Origin of the sequence: uncultured Polaribacter sp. (assembly GCF_947501385.1) — a bacterium.
Lineage (GTDB): Bacteria > Bacteroidota > Bacteroidia > Flavobacteriales > Flavobacteriaceae > Polaribacter.
The window spans coordinates 1-16,065 of sequence record NZ_CANMVP010000017.1; the positions used below are offsets into that span (position 1 = coordinate 1).

General features: G+C 29.8%; 13 protein-coding genes and 1 other RNA gene. 6 read left to right on the forward strand and 8 right to left on the reverse strand.

Annotation, left to right across the window (positions count from 1 at the left end; genetic code table 11):
- Window positions 1-245: 245 nt before the first annotated feature.
- Window positions 246-1,199, forward strand: coding sequence for a transglutaminase domain-containing protein (locus tag Q0998_RS11835; RefSeq protein ID WP_299670180.1), 954 nt, complete (start codon window positions 246-248; stop codon window positions 1,197-1,199).
- Between the two features lie 65 nt (window positions 1,200-1,264).
- Here the strand turns inward: Q0998_RS11835 and Q0998_RS11840 are convergent, their stop codons facing one another.
- From Q0998_RS11840 to Q0998_RS11860, 5 genes are all read right to left on the reverse strand, one after another.
- On the reverse strand, window positions 1,265-1,636 hold the full coding sequence (locus Q0998_RS11840) for a DUF1801 domain-containing protein (RefSeq protein ID WP_299670181.1): 372 nt from the start codon (window positions 1,634-1,636) through the stop codon (window positions 1,265-1,267).
- A 125-nt stretch (window positions 1,637-1,761) separates the two neighbouring features.
- The gene (locus Q0998_RS11845) at window positions 1,762-2,973 is read right to left on the reverse strand and encodes a mechanosensitive ion channel family protein (protein WP_299670182.1); all 1,212 of its coding nucleotides are present in this window, start codon (window positions 2,971-2,973) and stop codon (window positions 1,762-1,764) included.
- A 62-nt stretch (window positions 2,974-3,035) separates the two neighbouring features.
- Window positions 3,036-3,260, reverse strand: coding sequence for a DUF3820 family protein (locus tag Q0998_RS11850; protein WP_299670183.1), 225 nt, complete (start codon window positions 3,258-3,260; stop codon window positions 3,036-3,038).
- A 72-nt stretch (window positions 3,261-3,332) separates the two neighbouring features.
- Window positions 3,333-4,538, reverse strand: coding sequence for an NAD(P)-dependent oxidoreductase (locus tag Q0998_RS11855; RefSeq protein WP_299670184.1), 1,206 nt, complete (start codon window positions 4,536-4,538; stop codon window positions 3,333-3,335).
- A gap of 52 nt (window positions 4,539-4,590) precedes the next feature.
- Window positions 4,591-4,803, reverse strand: a complete 213-nt coding sequence (locus Q0998_RS11860; protein ID WP_299670185.1) for a DUF2945 domain-containing protein — start codon at window positions 4,801-4,803, stop codon at window positions 4,591-4,593.
- Between the two features lie 349 nt (window positions 4,804-5,152).
- Between Q0998_RS11860 and ssrA the strand changes: the two genes are divergently transcribed.
- Together ssrA and Q0998_RS11870 are read left to right on the forward strand one after the other, a co-directional pair.
- Window positions 5,153-5,546, forward strand: a transfer-messenger RNA (tmRNA) gene (ssrA, locus tag Q0998_RS11865).
- A gap of 568 nt (window positions 5,547-6,114) precedes the next feature.
- Window positions 6,115-7,200 (forward strand): glycosyltransferase, encoded by a 1,086-nt coding sequence (locus Q0998_RS11870; RefSeq protein ID WP_299670186.1) that lies wholly within the window; start codon window positions 6,115-6,117, stop codon window positions 7,198-7,200.
- Here Q0998_RS11870 and Q0998_RS11875 read toward each other — a convergent pair whose 3' ends face one another.
- The 3 genes from Q0998_RS11875 to Q0998_RS11885 are packed head-to-tail and all read right to left on the reverse strand — an operon-like array spanning window position 7,201 to window position 9,570.
- Entirely contained in the window at window positions 7,201-8,013 is an 813-nt protein-coding gene (locus tag Q0998_RS11875) for a 2OG-Fe(II) oxygenase (protein ID WP_299670187.1), read from the reverse strand.
- Window positions 8,006-8,884 carry a glycosyltransferase family A protein gene (locus Q0998_RS11880; protein WP_299670188.1) on the reverse strand — a complete coding sequence of 293 codons (879 nt, stop codon included), beginning with the start codon at window positions 8,882-8,884 and terminating at the stop codon, window positions 8,006-8,008. Before Q0998_RS11880 ends, Q0998_RS11875 begins: the two co-directional genes overlap by 8 nt.
- The gene (locus Q0998_RS11885) at window positions 8,884-9,570 is read right to left on the reverse strand and encodes an ATP-binding cassette domain-containing protein (protein ID WP_299670189.1); all 687 of its coding nucleotides are present in this window, start codon (window positions 9,568-9,570) and stop codon (window positions 8,884-8,886) included. The genes Q0998_RS11880 and Q0998_RS11885 overlap by 1 nt, the downstream gene beginning before the upstream one ends.
- 160 nt (window positions 9,571-9,730) lie before the next feature.
- Here Q0998_RS11885 and Q0998_RS11890 point away from each other — a divergent pair, with 160 nt between their 5' ends.
- From Q0998_RS11890 to Q0998_RS11900, 3 genes are all read left to right on the forward strand, one after another.
- Window positions 9,731-12,769, forward strand: a complete 3,039-nt coding sequence (locus Q0998_RS11890) for a tetratricopeptide repeat protein (RefSeq protein ID WP_299670190.1) — start codon at window positions 9,731-9,733, stop codon at window positions 12,767-12,769.
- A complete protein-coding gene (locus tag Q0998_RS11895; RefSeq protein ID WP_299670191.1) occupies window positions 12,769-14,532 on the forward strand; it encodes a TonB-dependent receptor in 1,764 nt (587 codons plus the stop codon). The genes Q0998_RS11890 and Q0998_RS11895 overlap by 1 nt, the downstream gene beginning before the upstream one ends.
- Window positions 14,533-14,630: 98 nt before the next feature.
- Window positions 14,631-16,061: a M20/M25/M40 family metallo-hydrolase gene (locus Q0998_RS11900; protein ID WP_299670192.1), complete on the forward strand. Its 1,431-nt coding sequence runs from the start codon at window positions 14,631-14,633 to the stop codon at window positions 16,059-16,061.
- Window positions 16,062-16,065 lie beyond the last annotated feature (4 nt).

Here is a 16,065-nt window from a genome sequence, read left to right on the forward strand (position 1 = left end):
GATTTGTAGGATGGTTGAAGAAAAGCCAGTATATCAAAAATTAATAAAACAGAAGCTAAACGTATAACTCAATAATTTATAATTTTTGTCATGCAAAAAGTAGAAAAATAATAAAAATTCTTTCAAAAGATCAAAGAAACAAACTTTCAGACCCTTTAGGTTTTAAAAACCTGAAGGGTCTTTATTTTTAAAACAATAAAAAGGCACAATAATTGTTTATCTAGAATTACAAATCATTTTCTACAATGAAATATTTCTTCGTTTTATTTTTATGTTTTTCAATTACTATGAATTCGCAAGATTTTATAAATGTTGATGCTAAAGTTTTAAAATATCCTCGTTTTTCTAAAGTTGAAAATTTGGCTTCAAGAATTGATAAAGATTTTTCAGAAGATGAAGAAAAAGTACGTGCTGCATTTTTTTGGCTGGCCAAAAACATTCGGTACAATTTAAAAGAATATTACAATCCAAAACAGCGAAATATTAGTTTTAGATATGCTACTGAAGTAGAAAAATTACAAAAAATTCAAGCTGCGAAAGATCAAATTATAAACATTGCTTTTAGAACTAAGAAAGGTGTTTGTGAAGAGTATGCACAATCTTTTAAGAAAATCTGCGACTTACTTGGTATTGAAGCTGCTGTTATAAAAGGTTTTGTTAGAAATGTTCCTAGTGAAATTGGAAAACCAGCAACGACATCTAATCATGTTTGGAATGCTGTAAAAATTAATAAAAAATGGGTGCTTTTAGATGCAACTTGGGCAGCAGGTTATGAAGAAAATGGAAAGTGGGTAAAAAAATACAATAATTATTTTTACAAGATTCCCAAAGAGAAAATTTTTAAAACTCATTTTCCAGAAGAATCTATTTGGGTGTTAAGATTTGGTAGAATTACGTTGAAAGAATTTTACAATCAACCAATTTACGGACAAGAATTTTTAGCTTCAAAAGCAACGTTGATTTCTCCACAGAAAGGAATTATTTCAGTAGAGAAAGATAAAAGCATCATCTTACAATTTAAAAATTTAGCTTTAAAATCTTCAATAATTTATAATTTTAAGGAGAATAAGTATGCTTTAAAACCCATTTTAAGTGTAGAAAATGAAATTACTACACTGTCTATTCCCAAACCAAAAAAAAACTCTGAGTTGTATCTTTATTTAAATAACGACGTTGCCCTTCAATTTAAAACTGAATAGTTTCCTTTAAAAGATTAGGAACTAGTTTTCCATTTCAATTGAGCTCAATCTGAGACTAGATGAAGTTATTTTCTTTTGTAAAAACCTTTGTCCTTTAACAAATGTGCTTCTTTTAACACAGCTAATAATACTTTTTCATTGATATCTTCAATAGCGCTGTATCTTAAAGATTTTACCACTTTTCTATTTTCAGAAATTAAAAACTCGTTGTATTTTTTTAAATGTGCAGAAACCCAAAAAGCAACGTCTACATAGCCTTTCTTTTTTGATGGATTGAGATAACAAAATGGTTTGCCATGTAAATAATAAAAAGGAATTTTCCATTTGAATTGCAAATCCACTTCAGGAAAATTGGTTTCAATTAGAATCTGCAAATGCAATAAAATAGATTTAAAAGGCTCTGGTTGCTTTAATATGTAAGCTTCAGCTGGTTTCATTTAAATTCTAAGTTGGTTTCTTTTAGAAATATTTATTACAAAATTTACGATAGGTGGTTATTTAGTTGCCTATACTCTGGGAATTATCACCATAATACTTATTGAAAAAATTCTTAAAAAAGAGTTCAGTTCCCTATCTTAAACCCAGGCTTTACATATCCTTTAGGAACATTTTCTGGTGGAACCGTTAACACGTTTCCATCTCTAACAGCATTGTAATGTGGAGACAATATTTCGATACCTGCATTGTGCAATTCGTTCTTAATACTTTCATGTAAATACGAATAAATTATGGCAGATTTTTCAGGATTTTTGGTATGACAATTAATTTCATAATTGATATAAAAATCATCTAAACTTTTCACCAAAACAAAAGGTACTGGCTTTTCAAGGATCATTTGTGTATTCTTTGCCCCTTTTACCAAAGCTTGAATCACATCTCCACTAGGAACATCATACCCAATGGTCACAGAAGTATGTAAAATAACACCCACCTCTTCTGCTGCATTTTTACTAAAATTTATAATATGGTTTCCTAAAATTGTAGAATTTGGTACAGTTACATCTAAATTTTTTATGGTTTTAACTCGTGTAACTAATAAACTTCTCTCGGTAACATCACCCACAGTATTTCCTATCTCTACTCGATCGCCTACTTTAAAAGGTCTCATATATGTTATTACAACCCCTGCAACAATATTAGAAATTGCTGCTGTAGAACCTAAAGAAAATAACACCCCAAAAAAGATAGAGACTCCTTTAAAAGCATCTGATTGAGAACCTGGAATGTAAGGAAAACAAATTACTGCAGCAAAAGCAATAATAACCACTCTTATTAAATTAAAAGTTGGTTTAGCCCAATCTGCATGAAAACCATCTAATCTAACCGCTTCTCTTTCTAATTCACCTGTTAAATATTTTAAAAAACGAAGAAGGTATTTTGTTAAGAAAAAAATTACAACAATAAAGAAAAACCCAGGAATAAAAGCTAAAAATTTGGCTAAAACATAATGAATTGGCTTCATAATATATTCTAAAGCTTTATTTGCATATTCTTCTGTACCTGGCATTAAGCTAAAAAGAAAAGGTAAATAAATAATTAAAAAGAAAATACTAACACCAATTCTTAATGTTTTTACAACAAATTTTAAAATGTGTTTTTCTCTTCTTGGTGTTATAAATTTAAAAAAGTTAACAATTTCTGCCTTTTTAAAAAGTACATTTCTATCTAAGGTATCTAATTTAGATTGCAACCACTTAAAGAATTTTTTCAATAAAAAGAAGAAAAAGAAAATGCCTAAAATAGCAAATCCGAAATAAACGTATTTTAAAACCATAATTTGAATAGTTTGTTGATAGGTAAAGTAAATGTAATTGTTTTTTTATTTATTGTTTCTTCTTAAGAGTAATCGAGTTTAATTTTTCTAATGATATCTTCTAGACCATTTAATTGCAATTCATAAACTAGTAGCATCTGTTGCCCAAGTTTCCCTTTTGGAAAGCCTTTATTATGATACCAAACAATATAATGCTCTGGTAAATCAATTAAGAATGTGCCTTTATATTTTCCAAAAGGCATTCTCATTTTCGATAAATCGATTAGAAATTGTTGATCTTGAGTCATTATTTAAGAGGAAAAAAGTTTAAATATTCTTGAAAACTGCTAACTGAAAAACTGCTTACTGCCAACTGAACACTATTCTTTTCCATCTATATAATCTTGCAAATATAAAAATCGCTCTGTAAGCTTTCCGTTTTCTGTCATTTTTGCACGCTCTAAAACGCCGTCTTTATCGTCATTAAAAAATGAAGGAATTACATTTTCTAAGAACATTTCGCCAAAACCTTCACTCGCATCTTTAGGAAGTTCACAGGGTAAATTGTCTACAGCCATTACTACAACTACATTTTCATTTTTATAATCTACCTCTGATGCCGTTTTGGGGTCATAACCATAAATAGGTTCTGCAATGGTAGAAGCCCTTAATGTTGAAGCCACAGGCCCATCTACATCACAAGAAATATCTGCTACGAATTTAATGTTGAAGTCTGTTGATTTTGCATCTTCTCTTGTATATAAATAAGGCGCACCATTTCCGTAAAAATGACCCGCGATAAAAAAATCAGTTACTTTTGCAAAACGCATAAAGTCAGATTTATAAGCTTCCGGATTCTCGTAAAAATCTTGATTATTGATCACTTTTCCATCCTTACGTTTGTTATAATCTAAAACATCAACCAAGCAGTAAACAGGTGTATCAAAACTTTTAGATAAATAATCTTCAACAGAAATTCTATCAATGTTCATTGCATCTAGCATTTCTTTTGCGCCGTAAGCAACTTTGCCATTTCCAGATAACAAAATTTTAAGGTTTGGTACTTCTATTTTATTTAACTCTTTAATTAATTCTTTTTGACTGTCTAAAGTTGCTGCCTTGGGTAAACTGAAACTCTCATTTTTTAAACCAATTGCTCTAAAACCATTGTAAGCGCCAACAATTCCTGCATAACGCCCGAAACCAATTAAACGTGCTCCGTTTTCTTTAATAATTGTTTCGTGGTCGTACAATTCTATATGTTTATCTAAAATTGCATTTAATAAACCTCTGTTATAAGGTTGTTTTTTAATCGTGTGACTAAAGAAAAAGTATTTTTTATGGGGAAGTAAAGCATCAATAGGCACTTCTTTTACACCGAAAAGAACATCACAATCTGACATGTTCTTAGTTACCTCTATACCCACTTCTTTATATTGATTGTCAGAAAAAACTCGAATGTCTGAGCTTTCTACAACTATCGTTGCTTTTGGAAATTTTTCTTTAAATTCTTGTAACTTTTTTGGTGAAAAAACAACTCTTCTATCTGGTGGATTTTTACGCTCTTTGATAATGCCAAACTTCATATTTCTGTAAATTTGCCCGAAGGTATTTTATTTTGAAGAGACTTACAAAAAGTTAATCAACTCTTTCTACTTCACTTTCTAATTTTAGCACAAAATCTCCATCTTCTTGTTTTATATAGAGTGCTTTATTACCTTCTTCTCCGTTTCTTGTAACCTCAGATCCTTTTATGGTTTTGCTTATCTTTTCTTTGTAGGTTTCTTGTACTTTACCTGTTGCTGTTCCTTTTCCCCATTGCCATTGTACGTTTGTGCCTTCTTTTATCATCGTTTGAATTTTAAGGTATAAAAATAATAATTCTCCTTGTTCATTTTTCTTAATTTTTCTTTAAAACTTACTGTTGCTAAACTTAGAACTTTTTGTACTTTTGCAGACCGCGTTAAGCCCCAAGGGTTCGGGAGAGGCGATATCCTTTTTCTTCTGTCATTCCTGCCTGCGCAGGAATGACAGAAGAAAAAAGCCCTGCCTGCGGCAGACAGGGCTCTAATTTATTGGTATTATTTTTGCTTTAATAATTAGTGTTCATTGAAATAAACAAGTGAGTTTGATTGAATGCTGAAATAAATTCAGCATAAATTCGATTACGTAAATTAAAATTTACGATCTCATTAATATAGGGGACGACTGGTTTTGACAGCAAGGACAGTGAATTTGTAAGCATATCGAGTTATGAAATAACACTCGTTAAACCTAATTTCACCTTTTTAAACGGCGAAGATAACTACGCTTTAGCTGCATAATCCGAATTATAGTAGGATTGGCCTCGGCACACTAGGTGTGCAAGCTTTATGTCCACGAACAGCCTTGGTTTACGGCGTTTCACTTTTGGATATCGTAAAAGTAAACATAGAAAACTTGATACTTTGGCAAGTTTTTGAAACTAAAGAAGATAAGTTTAAAGTGGATTGTTCTTAATCAGCTTTAGATCGAAAATTAAGTAAGAACTAAATATGTAGAAAGCTTTTTGGCTGCTTGTTTGGACCCGAGTTCGATTCTCGGCGTCTCCACAAAAATATAAAACCTCTAATTCGTTTAGAGGTTTTGTCTTTTACAATAAGTAAAAGTTAATCTTTATGAATTCCTCTTTTTATAATGATTGCTGAGGGTAGAAAAGGTGTTTTTATATACTTAACTTTACATTCATAACATTTATAAATTTTTGTTCTTGGAAATATTCTAAAAACAAAACTTTTAGAGATTCTTTTTTTTGAACCAGATTTGCATGAAGGACATTTACTCATAAATACTGTTGTATTATTATTAAACTTGATGCAATGTATCATGTAAAAAATAGACTTACTTTATAAAGTAAGATATTAATTGGAGGAAAGGTTTTTGTTATACTCTATAAAAATTTAATCTATAATTTAAATATTTTTCTTTTTAGCTTTATTTATAGTACTACAACTATTTATTCAAATATAATTATATTTTTCATATAATTTACTACATAAAATTATTAATTTAATAAAAAATATAGTAAAAAAAAGAAATAATAATTATTTTTCAAATATCTAAAACTACAGCTAACTTTCAATTCTATTGGATTGTTTCTATATTGCAGTAAATTAATTTAGTTTGAAAAAAATAATTATCTCTGTTACGAGTGATTTATCTACAGATCAAAGAGTTGCAAAAGTTTGCAACTCTTTATTTAACAATGGCTTTGATGTTTTGCTAATTGGTAGAAAGCTAAAAAACAGCAAACCACTAGAAAGAAAATACAAAACAAAAAGATTTCAGCTATTTTTTAATACAGGTTTTTTATTTTTTGCGGAATTTAATTTTAGATTATTTTGCTATTTATTATTTAAAAAGAAAGATATTTTATTGGCTAATGATTTAGACACGTTGTTACCAAACTATTTAATTAGTAGCATTCAGAATAAAAAAATTGTTTTTGATAGTCATGAACTTTTTCCCGAAATTCCTGAACTTGTAAACAGACCTAATATAAAAAAAGTCTGGCTTAATTTAGAAAAGTGGATTGTACCAAAAATAAAAAACAACTATACCGTTTGTAACAGTATTGCAACATTTTATAAACTTGCATACAATGTTAATTTTGAAACTATTCTAAATCTCCCTTCTAAAAAAGAGATTCAAAAAGGTGAACTTTCGCTTGAAACAAATGGCAAAAAAATAATATTATACCAAGGAGCAATTAACATTGGGCGCGGTTTAGAATTACTTATAGAAACCATGGATTTCTTAAATAACCATATTTTAATAATTATTGGAAATGGTGATATGTATAGTGTTTTAAAAGAAAAAGTTGCTCAAAAAAAACTAGATCATACAGTTTTTTTCTTAGGAACAATGCTTCCGAATGAATTACACAAAATAACACCGCTTGCAGATTTAGGAATAAGTTTAGAAGAAGATCTTGGGCTCAATTACAGGTTTGCACTGCCAAATAAAATATTTGATTACATACAAGCAGAAGTGCCAATTTTAGTTTCTAATTTACCAGAAATGAAACAAGTAGTTTTAGATTATCATGTTGGTGAAATCGTGAGAAATAGAGCTCCAAAAAAATTAGCGACACAGATTAAACAGCTATTAGAAAAAGATTTTACAAAGGAATTAAAAGTCGCGAAAACTAAATTAATTTGGGAGCAACAAGAAGAAAAATTACTTTCTATTTTTAAAAATTTAAAATAGTTATTTTTTATATTGATGTGGATTTTCTCTCACACCGTTTTTAAATATTTTACGCAAATTTGAACGCAAACCGTTATCAACTCTTAAAAAAAGATCTTTTACTTTTTCTGAAGGCCTTCCTCTAAAAGTTGTTACACGAAAATTATCTGAAGCTAATAAAGGCTTGTTAGAAAAGTAATAATTAGACACACAACACCTTGTTGCATCTTTTTTAACTTTACTTACAGAGTGCCAAGATTTTTGATGCGTCGTCATCACTACCAAACGATTAAACTTACTTTCAATAATGGTTTGTGGTTCTTTTAATCCATTGGGCCAAATTTCTAAATTTCCACCATTTTCGAGTTGCCAATTTGGAGTTACATAGTAAAGTAAGTTTAAAATACGCCACCTATCTCTGTCTTTATCATGAGAGTTATCTAAATGCGGATTCAAGAAATTGTGTTTTTTCATTAGAGACAAACCACCAGCATATAGATTTTCATCACCATAAATTTCTTCTAAATCACAAATTTCAGAAATTAGTTGAATTACTTTTTTGTCTTGAAAAGCGTAGGTTATTTCTTCTAATAAAGAATCGTACGTATTCATTTGGTAGGCAGTAAACTTGTATTCTCGTAAACTTTTTCTTTTTACCGTTTTTTCTAATGAAGGAAACTTATTGTGAATTTCTAAAGCTAAATCTTTAGGCAACAAATCATCTATAAAAAAATAACCAATAGCCTCTTTAGATTTTAGAAACTGCGCCGTTAACGTTTCTTTATTTTTGTCTAATTGATTGTAAATTAAATTAGCAATTTCGTTTCTATTCATGTTCCGATTTTAAATAACACACATAACTAACTTTCATACAATTTAAGAAAAAAACCGAAGACTTTTTAATTGCTAATTTTTCAAAAGTAGCGTTCAAATTTCCAACTAATTTGGTCATTTTAATGGTTTTTATTCTTTTCACTAAATTTAATAAAGAAATTTCTTTTTCATCAATCAATTGCTGGTTCTCTAAAAAAACAAGATTCTCCATTGCTTTTTTAGTCTTAGAAACAAACAATGCATTATTGTCTATTCCTAGGTGAAAAACTTCATTATTTATGTGTTTTATTTTGTAACCTTTTTTAATCAAGCCTAAAGAAAATAATAAATCTTCTCTACCATATTGCATTAATTTCTCTTCAAATTTAACTGAGTTAAAAACCTCTTTATGAATTAAAAAATTTGCTGTAAAAAAATACTTTTCAGGATTCTTTTCCCTGTTTTCTAAAGAAACTTCTTCGTGTTTTTTTCCGTATTTATAGCGTAATAAGTTGAAATTTTCTTTTTTATCTTCATATAACAATCCGCCACAAAAAACAGTGTTATTTTGTTGAAAACAAGCCACATACTTTTTTATAAAATTAGATGCTGAAGGAATAACATCTGCATCTAAAAAGAGCAACCATTTGTAAGTTGCTTTTTTAGCCAGTAAATTTCTAATAGCACTTCTACCAATATTATTTTCCAAACTTTTAAAAACAGCAAAAGACAAGGTATTGATCTCTTCATTTTTAGTATTCAGTAAAGATTTAGAGCCATCATCGAAACAAATAATTTCAAAATCTATCTTTTCTAAGATTAATTGTTGATGCATCTTTTCAACCAAAAAAAAAGCATTGTAATTATATGTGGGTATAAGAACAGAAAGCATTAAACAGTAGCTTGTTGCGCAACTTCAAACAGTTCTCCGCCTTCACACTTCAATGTTTTTTGCTTAAACTTTACAATCAGTTGGTAATCGTGCGTTGCCATTAAAATCGTTTTTCCACTTTTATGAATTTCATTCAAAAGTTCCATTACTTCCATTGAAGTTTTAGGATCTAAATTCCCTGTAGGTTCATCTGCCAAAATTAATTCTGGATCGTTTAATAAAGCTCTAGCAATTGCAACTCTTTGTTGTTCGCCTCCAGATAGTTCAAAAGTTTTTTTATAATATTGAGACTTCATTCCTACTTTATCTAACACTTCATTAATTTTATTCTTAATGAGTTCTTTGTCTTTCCAACCCGTTGCTTTTAGAACAAATTTTAAATTATCAAATACATTTCTATCATTTAATAACTTAAAATCTTGAAAAACAATTCCTATTTTTCTTCTTAAAAAAGGAATTTGCTTTTCTTTTAATTGTTTTAAATCGAAATCTACAATAGTTCCTGTACCTCTTTGCAATCGCAAATCACCATATAAAGTTTTCATTAAACTACTTTTCCCACTTCCTGTTTTCCCTATTAAATAGTAGAAATCTCCTTTATTAACCGTTAAATTCACTTTAGAAAGCACCAAGTTATCTCTTTGATAAATATCTGCATTTTCTAATTGTAGCACAAGATTTTCCATAATATAAAGTAGTTTCTACAAACTTAAAAGTTTCTGTTGATTTTTTACTATGAATTGCCAACAATTGTTATTTTTGATTAAAATTGTAGTATTTTTTTCTTCCCCTATCCAACAAATTAAAGATTTGTTCGTTATCCTTTTTGAGTATAAAAATTAGTATATGAAATTTCGTTTTTTTAAGAAACTGATGCTGTCTTTGTGTATTTTATTAGTTGGAAGCAGCATTTTTTCACAACAAACAATTGCAGATGCAACAGATGTAACGGTATTTAACAATGCGTTAAAATTGTACAATACAAAAGCGTATGCGGCGGCTCAAAAAACATTTGCAAAAGTAAATGAATTTGCAGCTATTGGATCTAATTTAAAATCTGATGCTAGTTATTACGAAGCAATGTGTGCTATAAAATTGAATCAAACAGACGCAGATAAAAAAGTGCTTGCTTTTGTTGAAGAACATCCCAATAGTAACAAAAAGAATGAAGCTTTTTTGAACGTAGCAAATTATTATTTTGGTAATAAAAGAGCTGCTTATGCTTTAAAATGGTTTCAAAAAGTAGCTATTGATGAGCTTTCTAGAGAAAACCAAAAAGAATTAAACTTTAAAATGGGCTACAGTTTACTTGTTACCAATAATTTAGAGTTAGCAAAAGCACGTTTTTTGCCTTTAATTAATGATGGTAAATATGGTAATGAGTCTAGATATTACTACGGTTTTATTTCTTATAAGTTAGAAGATTATGGTGTTGCAGAATCAACTTTAAAAGAAATTGCAGAGAATGCTTCTTACAAAGCAGAAATATCTTACTATTTATTAGACATTAGTTTTAAGTCGGGTAAATTTGAGCGCTGTATAGAAGTTGGCTTAGAATTGTTACCAACTATTGATAGAAAACTAAAATCTGACGTTTCTAAAATTATTGGTGAGAGTTATTTCAATCTAGAAAAATACGCGGCATCTATTCCGTATCTAAAAGCTTACAAAGGAAAAAAAGGCAAGTGGAACAACACCGATTTCTATCAACTAGGATATGCCAATTACAAGCAAAACGATTTTGAAAATGCTGTAAATAATTTCAACAAAATTATTGATCAAAATAATACAGTTTCTCAAAATGCTTATTATCATTTAGGCGAATGTTATATGAATTTAGAGAAAAAAGCAGAGGCTTTAAATGCTTTTAAATCTGCTTCTGAAATGGATTTTGATAAAAGCATTCAAGAAGATGCTGCATTAAATTATGCGAAATTAAGTTATGAAGCGGGCAATCCTTTTGAGCCTGTTTCTGAAGTTTTGCAAGCGTATTTAAAAAACTATCCGAAATCGAAAGCTTATAAAGAAATAAATGAATTGGTGGTTTCTTCGTTTTTGAATCAGCAAGATTATGAAGGTGCTTTAAAATACTTATCCGAAAAGAAATCTCTTGAAAACATACAGTTAAGCTTAGAGGTTTCTTTGTATAGAGGTATTCAATTATTTAATGAAAATAATTACACAGAAGCTTTGCCTTATTTGGCTAAAGGAAAAAAATCTGAAACTAAAGAAGTAAAATTAAGAGCTCAATACTGGGAAGCTGAAACCAAATACAGGTTAGAAGATTATAAAGATGCTTTAACGAAATTCATCATTTTAAATAAGTCTTTAACAGCTCATAAAAAAGATGATTTTGTATTGGTAGATTATAATATTGGGTACAGCCATTTTAAGTTAAAAGAATATGAAAAAGCTGGAGAAGCATTTAAGGATTTCTTAAAATTAGACTCGATTTCAGAGGATTTAAAATACGATGCATTTATTCGTTTGGGAGACAGTTATTTTGCTACTACAAATTATAAAAAGGCCATTCAGTCTTATAAAAACGTTACAGATAATTTTGGTTTGGGTGCAGATTATGCAACATATCAAATTGGTATGAGTTATGGTTTTATAGATCGTAATAAAGACAAAATACAATCATTAAAAAAAGTAATTAACGATTATGAAGTTTCTAATTTAAAAGATGATGCCTTATATCAACTTGCCAACACTTATACCAAATTAAAAGAGCCTAAAAATGCGCATTTTGCGTATGATCGGTTGCTAGAAAAACATCCTAAAAGCATCTTTTTATCAAGAGCCTTATTAAGACAAGGTTTGTTGTATTATAACGATGGAAAAAATCAACAATCTTTAATGAAATACAAAGAAGTTGCTGCTCGATTTCCTAATTCACCAGATGCCTTAGAAGCTGTAGCAAATGCTAGAAATGTATATATCGATGAAGGCAATTTAGAGGATTATGTAAATTGGATTTCTACCTTAAAATTTGTAAATATTACCAACTCAGAAATAGACAATACAACTTTTGCTGTGGCTGAGAAAAAATATTTAGAATCTAACGCTTCAAAAGAAATTATAAAAAGTCTTCAGAAATATATTAGAGAATTCCCTGAAGGAATTCACAAACTAAAGGCCAATTACTATTTGGCTGATGTATTTTTTAAAACAAAAGAGTTTAGAAAAGCAATTTCTAATTACCAAGTCATTATTGATCAAGATCCCTCTGAATTTACTGAGGAATCTTTAAACAAATTGTCACAAATTTATTTAGAACAAAACGAGTTTAACAATGCACTTCCGCTTTTAGATAGATTAGAACAAGTTGCTTACATTTCTGAAAACATTTTATTTGCGCAGAGTAATTTAATGAAAGGGTATTACGAAACAGAAGCCTATGATCTTGCCATCGTATATGCAAAAAAAATATTGCAGAAAGACAAGTTAGACACTCAGGTAGAAAATGATGCGAAACTTATTATTGCAAGATCTTCAATTAAAAATGAAGATATCAGTACTGCTGAAGCATATTACACTGCCATAGAAAAAACTGCAAACGGAGCGTTAAAAGCAGAAGCTTTGTACTACAATGCTTATTTTAAGAATCAACAAAAAGAGTATGAATCTTCTAATAAAATAGTGCAAAAATTGATCGCTACATATGCGGCTTATAAATACTGGGCTGTAAAAAGTTATGTCATAATGGGGAAAAATTATTACGATTTAAATGATATTTATCAAGCAACATTTGTGTTAGAAAATGTGATAAAAAACTTTAAAGAATTTGACGACATTGTAAAAGAAGCACAAATAGAATTGAATACTATTAAAGAAAACGAAGCCAAAACAAACAATTCAGTAACTCCAGAAAAAAAGAACTAATGAAAAAAGGCTTTCTAATTTACATCGTTTTAATCGGATTTTTTTCTACAAATGCACAAGAAAAAAAGAAAGATACAATTGTAGAAACAGAGATTGTAAATGTAGTTACAAAATACAATCCTAAAATTGCAGACGCTAAAAAGATAAAGAACAATCCTACGATTAAACTGATCAAAAGAAGTGCAAAGAAAAAATTAAATTATACGATCTTTTCTGCGCCCGTTGCCTCTACTTTTATTCCTAAAACAGGAGTGGTGAAAGGAATTGATGTAGGTATAAAAGAACGTATTTACAACAATTATATAGCTGCTGGTTTTGGGAATTATACCAGTCCTTTTGCAGAGTTATTTATCTATAAAAACACACGGTTTGACAATGAGTTTGGTGTGCATGTAAAATACAATGCTTCAGAAGAAAATGTAAGAAATTCTATTTTGAATAGTAATTTTTCGAATTTTAGCGCAGCTACTTTTTTTAAACAAGAAGCAAGGTATTTTGATTGGAAAGTAAGTTTAGATTCAGAAAGAAATAATTACAATTGGTATGGTTTGCCTTCAAACAGAAACTTTAGCGAAACTGTTGTAAATACTATAGCGGAAGCTCAAAATTACAACTATTTTAAACTGGCAGGAGATTTTAAATTTCATGATTCTTATATCGAAAACGGAACCATCGCTGCTGCTTATTTTACAGACAAATACAAAAGTTCAGAAATTTTAGCAGATTTCGATGCGAACCTAGATTTACCATTAGATTTTCTAAATAAAGACTTCAATGAAATTTCAGTAAACACAGGAGTTGAATTCTTAAAAGGAACATTTAAAAATAGTTATAATGACGCTACTGAAATCGATTACAATCAAATAACGCTCAGACTACATCCTGAATATCAAATGAATTCTCTTGGTTTTTCTTTAAAAGCTGGGTTCAAAACTTTTGTTTCATTTGATTTAGAAAATGAGCTAACCAACTTCCTGTTATACCCAGATGTATTGGTTGAAACACCTATTATAAAAAAATACATCAATGCGTATGCAGGCGTAACTGGTAATTTACATACAAATACATACAAGCAATTTACAGAAGAGAATCCGTATGTTTCCCCTACCCTATTTATAACTCAAACTGCAGAAACTTCAAATTTATTTATTGGGTTCAAAGGAAATTTAACAAGCGCTCTTAGTTATCATATAAAAGCAAGTACTAAAAAAGAAGAGGACAAACCTTTATTTTTTAGGAATAATTCAAAATCAGAGGGTACATCTGCTGTTTTTAATGGCGAAGCTATCAAAGGATATGAGTACGGAAATTCTTTTGGGATTTTTTATGATGATGTGCAAACAACTTCAATTTTTGCTGAAGCGGAATATAAATACGATAAGCACATAACCTTTGCATCACAAATTCAGTTTGATAAGTATACAACTACAAACGCTTTAGAAAGCTGGAATTTACCAACCCTGCAAGGTGCTTTATTAACCAAATACAAAGCGAACAAATGGTATGCAACAACCAATATTTTTTATGTAAGTGAGCGAAAAGATGCTTTATACGACGCTACATTTCCTTCAAGTTTAACTGGCATTCAGACTTTAAACTCATTTATAGATCTTAATTTAGATAGTGGTTACCATTTTAATGACAAGTTCTCTGCGTTTTTAAGATTGAATAATATTTTAAATACAGATTATCAGCGTTTTGCAAATTTTGACACACAAGGCTTTCAAATTTTAGGAGGAATCACTTATAAGTTCGATTTTTGATAAATCTAGTAGTTAGAAAATTTTAAAACTTCAAAATTTAAATCAACTAATTTCTCATTTCATTTTTGTAATTTTATACCAAACTAAACTTACAATTCATGAAAAAAATACTACTCTTAATTTTACTCTCTTCACTCGTAATTTCCTGCAATACAAAACCAGAAAAAATTGAATCAGAAGGACTTTCTTCCGAAGAAAAAATTGATTCAACAAAGATTAAAACTCTATTCAATAGTGCCTTAATCGATGGTAAATCTTATGAATGGTTAAGAGATTTAACACAAAACATTGGTGGTAGACTCTCAGGTTCTCCCGAAGCAGCAAAAGCTGTTCTTTGGGGAGAAAAATTAATGAAAGAAGTGGGTTTAGATTCCGTTTGGTTGCAACATGTAATGGTGCCACATTGGGTAAGAGGAGAAAAAGAGGTGGCAACATATGCTACAAACAGCATTCAAAAGAAGGTACCCATTTGTGCTTTAGGCTTTTCTGTAGCCACACCAAACTCAGGAATTTTAGCTGAAGTCTTAGAGGTTACATCTTTAGCAGAAGCTGAAGCTTTAGGAGAAAAAATGAATGGTAAAATTGTATTTTTCAACAGACCTTTTGACAATACCTTAATCAATACTTTTAGCGCTTACGGTGGCTGTGTAGATCAAAGAGTACAAGGCGCAGCAGTTTGTGGTAAATTTGGTGCAAAAGGCGTAATTGTGCGTTCTATGACCAATGCTGTTGATGATTTCCCTCATACGGGAACCATGAGTTATGGAGATTTACCACAAGAGCAACACATTCCTACAGCTGCGATAAGTAGTAGCGCTGCAAATATTTTAAGTGAAGATTTAAAAGAAAATCCAAATTTAAAATTCTACTTTAAGCAAAGTTGTGAAACGTTACCAGATGCACCTTCATTTAACGTAGTTGGCGAAATTAGAGGGACCGAAACACCTCAAAATATTTTTGTTGTTGGTGGTCATTTAGATTCTTGGGATTTAGGTGAAGGCGCACATGATGATGGTGCAGGAGTTGTACAATCTTTAGAAGTTGCCTATTTATTTAAAAAGAATAACATCAAACCAAAAAACACCATCAGAATCGTTTTTTTTATGAATGAAGAAAACGGAACTCGTGGTGCAAAAAAATATGCTGAATTAGCAAAACTAAACAAAGAAAATCATATTGGTGGTTTGGAATCTGATGCTGGTGGTCATACACCAAGAGGTTTTTCTATAGATGCAAATAGCGTGAATACAAAACTTTTACAAAGCTGGAAAACGTTATTATCTCCTTATGGTTTGCACGATTTAGACAAAGGCGGAAGTGGTGCAGATATTTCACCTTTAAAAGAAGAAAATGTAACTTTGGTAGGTTACAGGCCAGACAGTCAGCGTTATTTTGATTATCATCATACAAGCAGAGATACTTTTGATAAAGTAAACAAACGCGAATTAGAATTAGGAAGTGCCTCTATGGCAAGTATTGTGTATTTAATGGACAAATATTTATACAACAATACCTTAGTAAAACTATAATTTA

What these genes read in the sequence shown, in the direction of transcription:
- Q0998_RS11880 (WP_299670188.1), bottom strand. Translation starts at nt 8,884, where the DNA reads ATGCTTTCTGTTCTTATACCCACATATAATTACAATGCTTTTTTTTTG.
- Q0998_RS11900 (WP_299670192.1), top strand. Translation starts at nt 14,631, where the DNA reads ATGAAAAAAATACTACTCTTAATTTTACTCTCTTCACTCGTAATTTCC.
- Q0998_RS11855 (WP_299670184.1), bottom strand. Translation starts at nt 4,538, where the DNA reads ATGAAGTTTGGCATTATCAAAGAGCGTAAAAATCCACCAGATAGAAGA.
- Q0998_RS11890 (WP_299670190.1), top strand. Translation starts at nt 9,731, where the DNA reads ATGAAATTTCGTTTTTTTAAGAAACTGATGCTGTCTTTGTGTATTTTA.
- Q0998_RS11860 (WP_299670185.1), bottom strand. Translation starts at nt 4,803, where the DNA reads ATGATAAAAGAAGGCACAAACGTACAATGGCAATGGGGAAAAGGAACA.
- Q0998_RS11840 (WP_299670181.1), bottom strand. Translation starts at nt 1,636, where the DNA reads ATGAAACCAGCTGAAGCTTACATATTAAAGCAACCAGAGCCTTTTAAA.
- Q0998_RS11875 (WP_299670187.1), bottom strand. Translation starts at nt 8,013, where the DNA reads ATGAATAGAAACGAAATTGCTAATTTAATTTACAATCAATTAGACAAA.
- Q0998_RS11845 (WP_299670182.1), bottom strand. Translation starts at nt 2,973, where the DNA reads ATGGTTTTAAAATACGTTTATTTCGGATTTGCTATTTTAGGCATTTTC.
- Q0998_RS11835 (WP_299670180.1), top strand. Translation starts at nt 246, where the DNA reads ATGAAATATTTCTTCGTTTTATTTTTATGTTTTTCAATTACTATGAAT.
- Q0998_RS11885 (WP_299670189.1), bottom strand. Translation starts at nt 9,570, where the DNA reads ATGGAAAATCTTGTGCTACAATTAGAAAATGCAGATATTTATCAAAGA.
- Q0998_RS11895 (WP_299670191.1), top strand. Translation starts at nt 12,769, where the DNA reads ATGAAAAAAGGCTTTCTAATTTACATCGTTTTAATCGGATTTTTTTCT.
- Q0998_RS11850 (WP_299670183.1), bottom strand. Translation starts at nt 3,260, where the DNA reads ATGACTCAAGATCAACAATTTCTAATCGATTTATCGAAAATGAGAATG.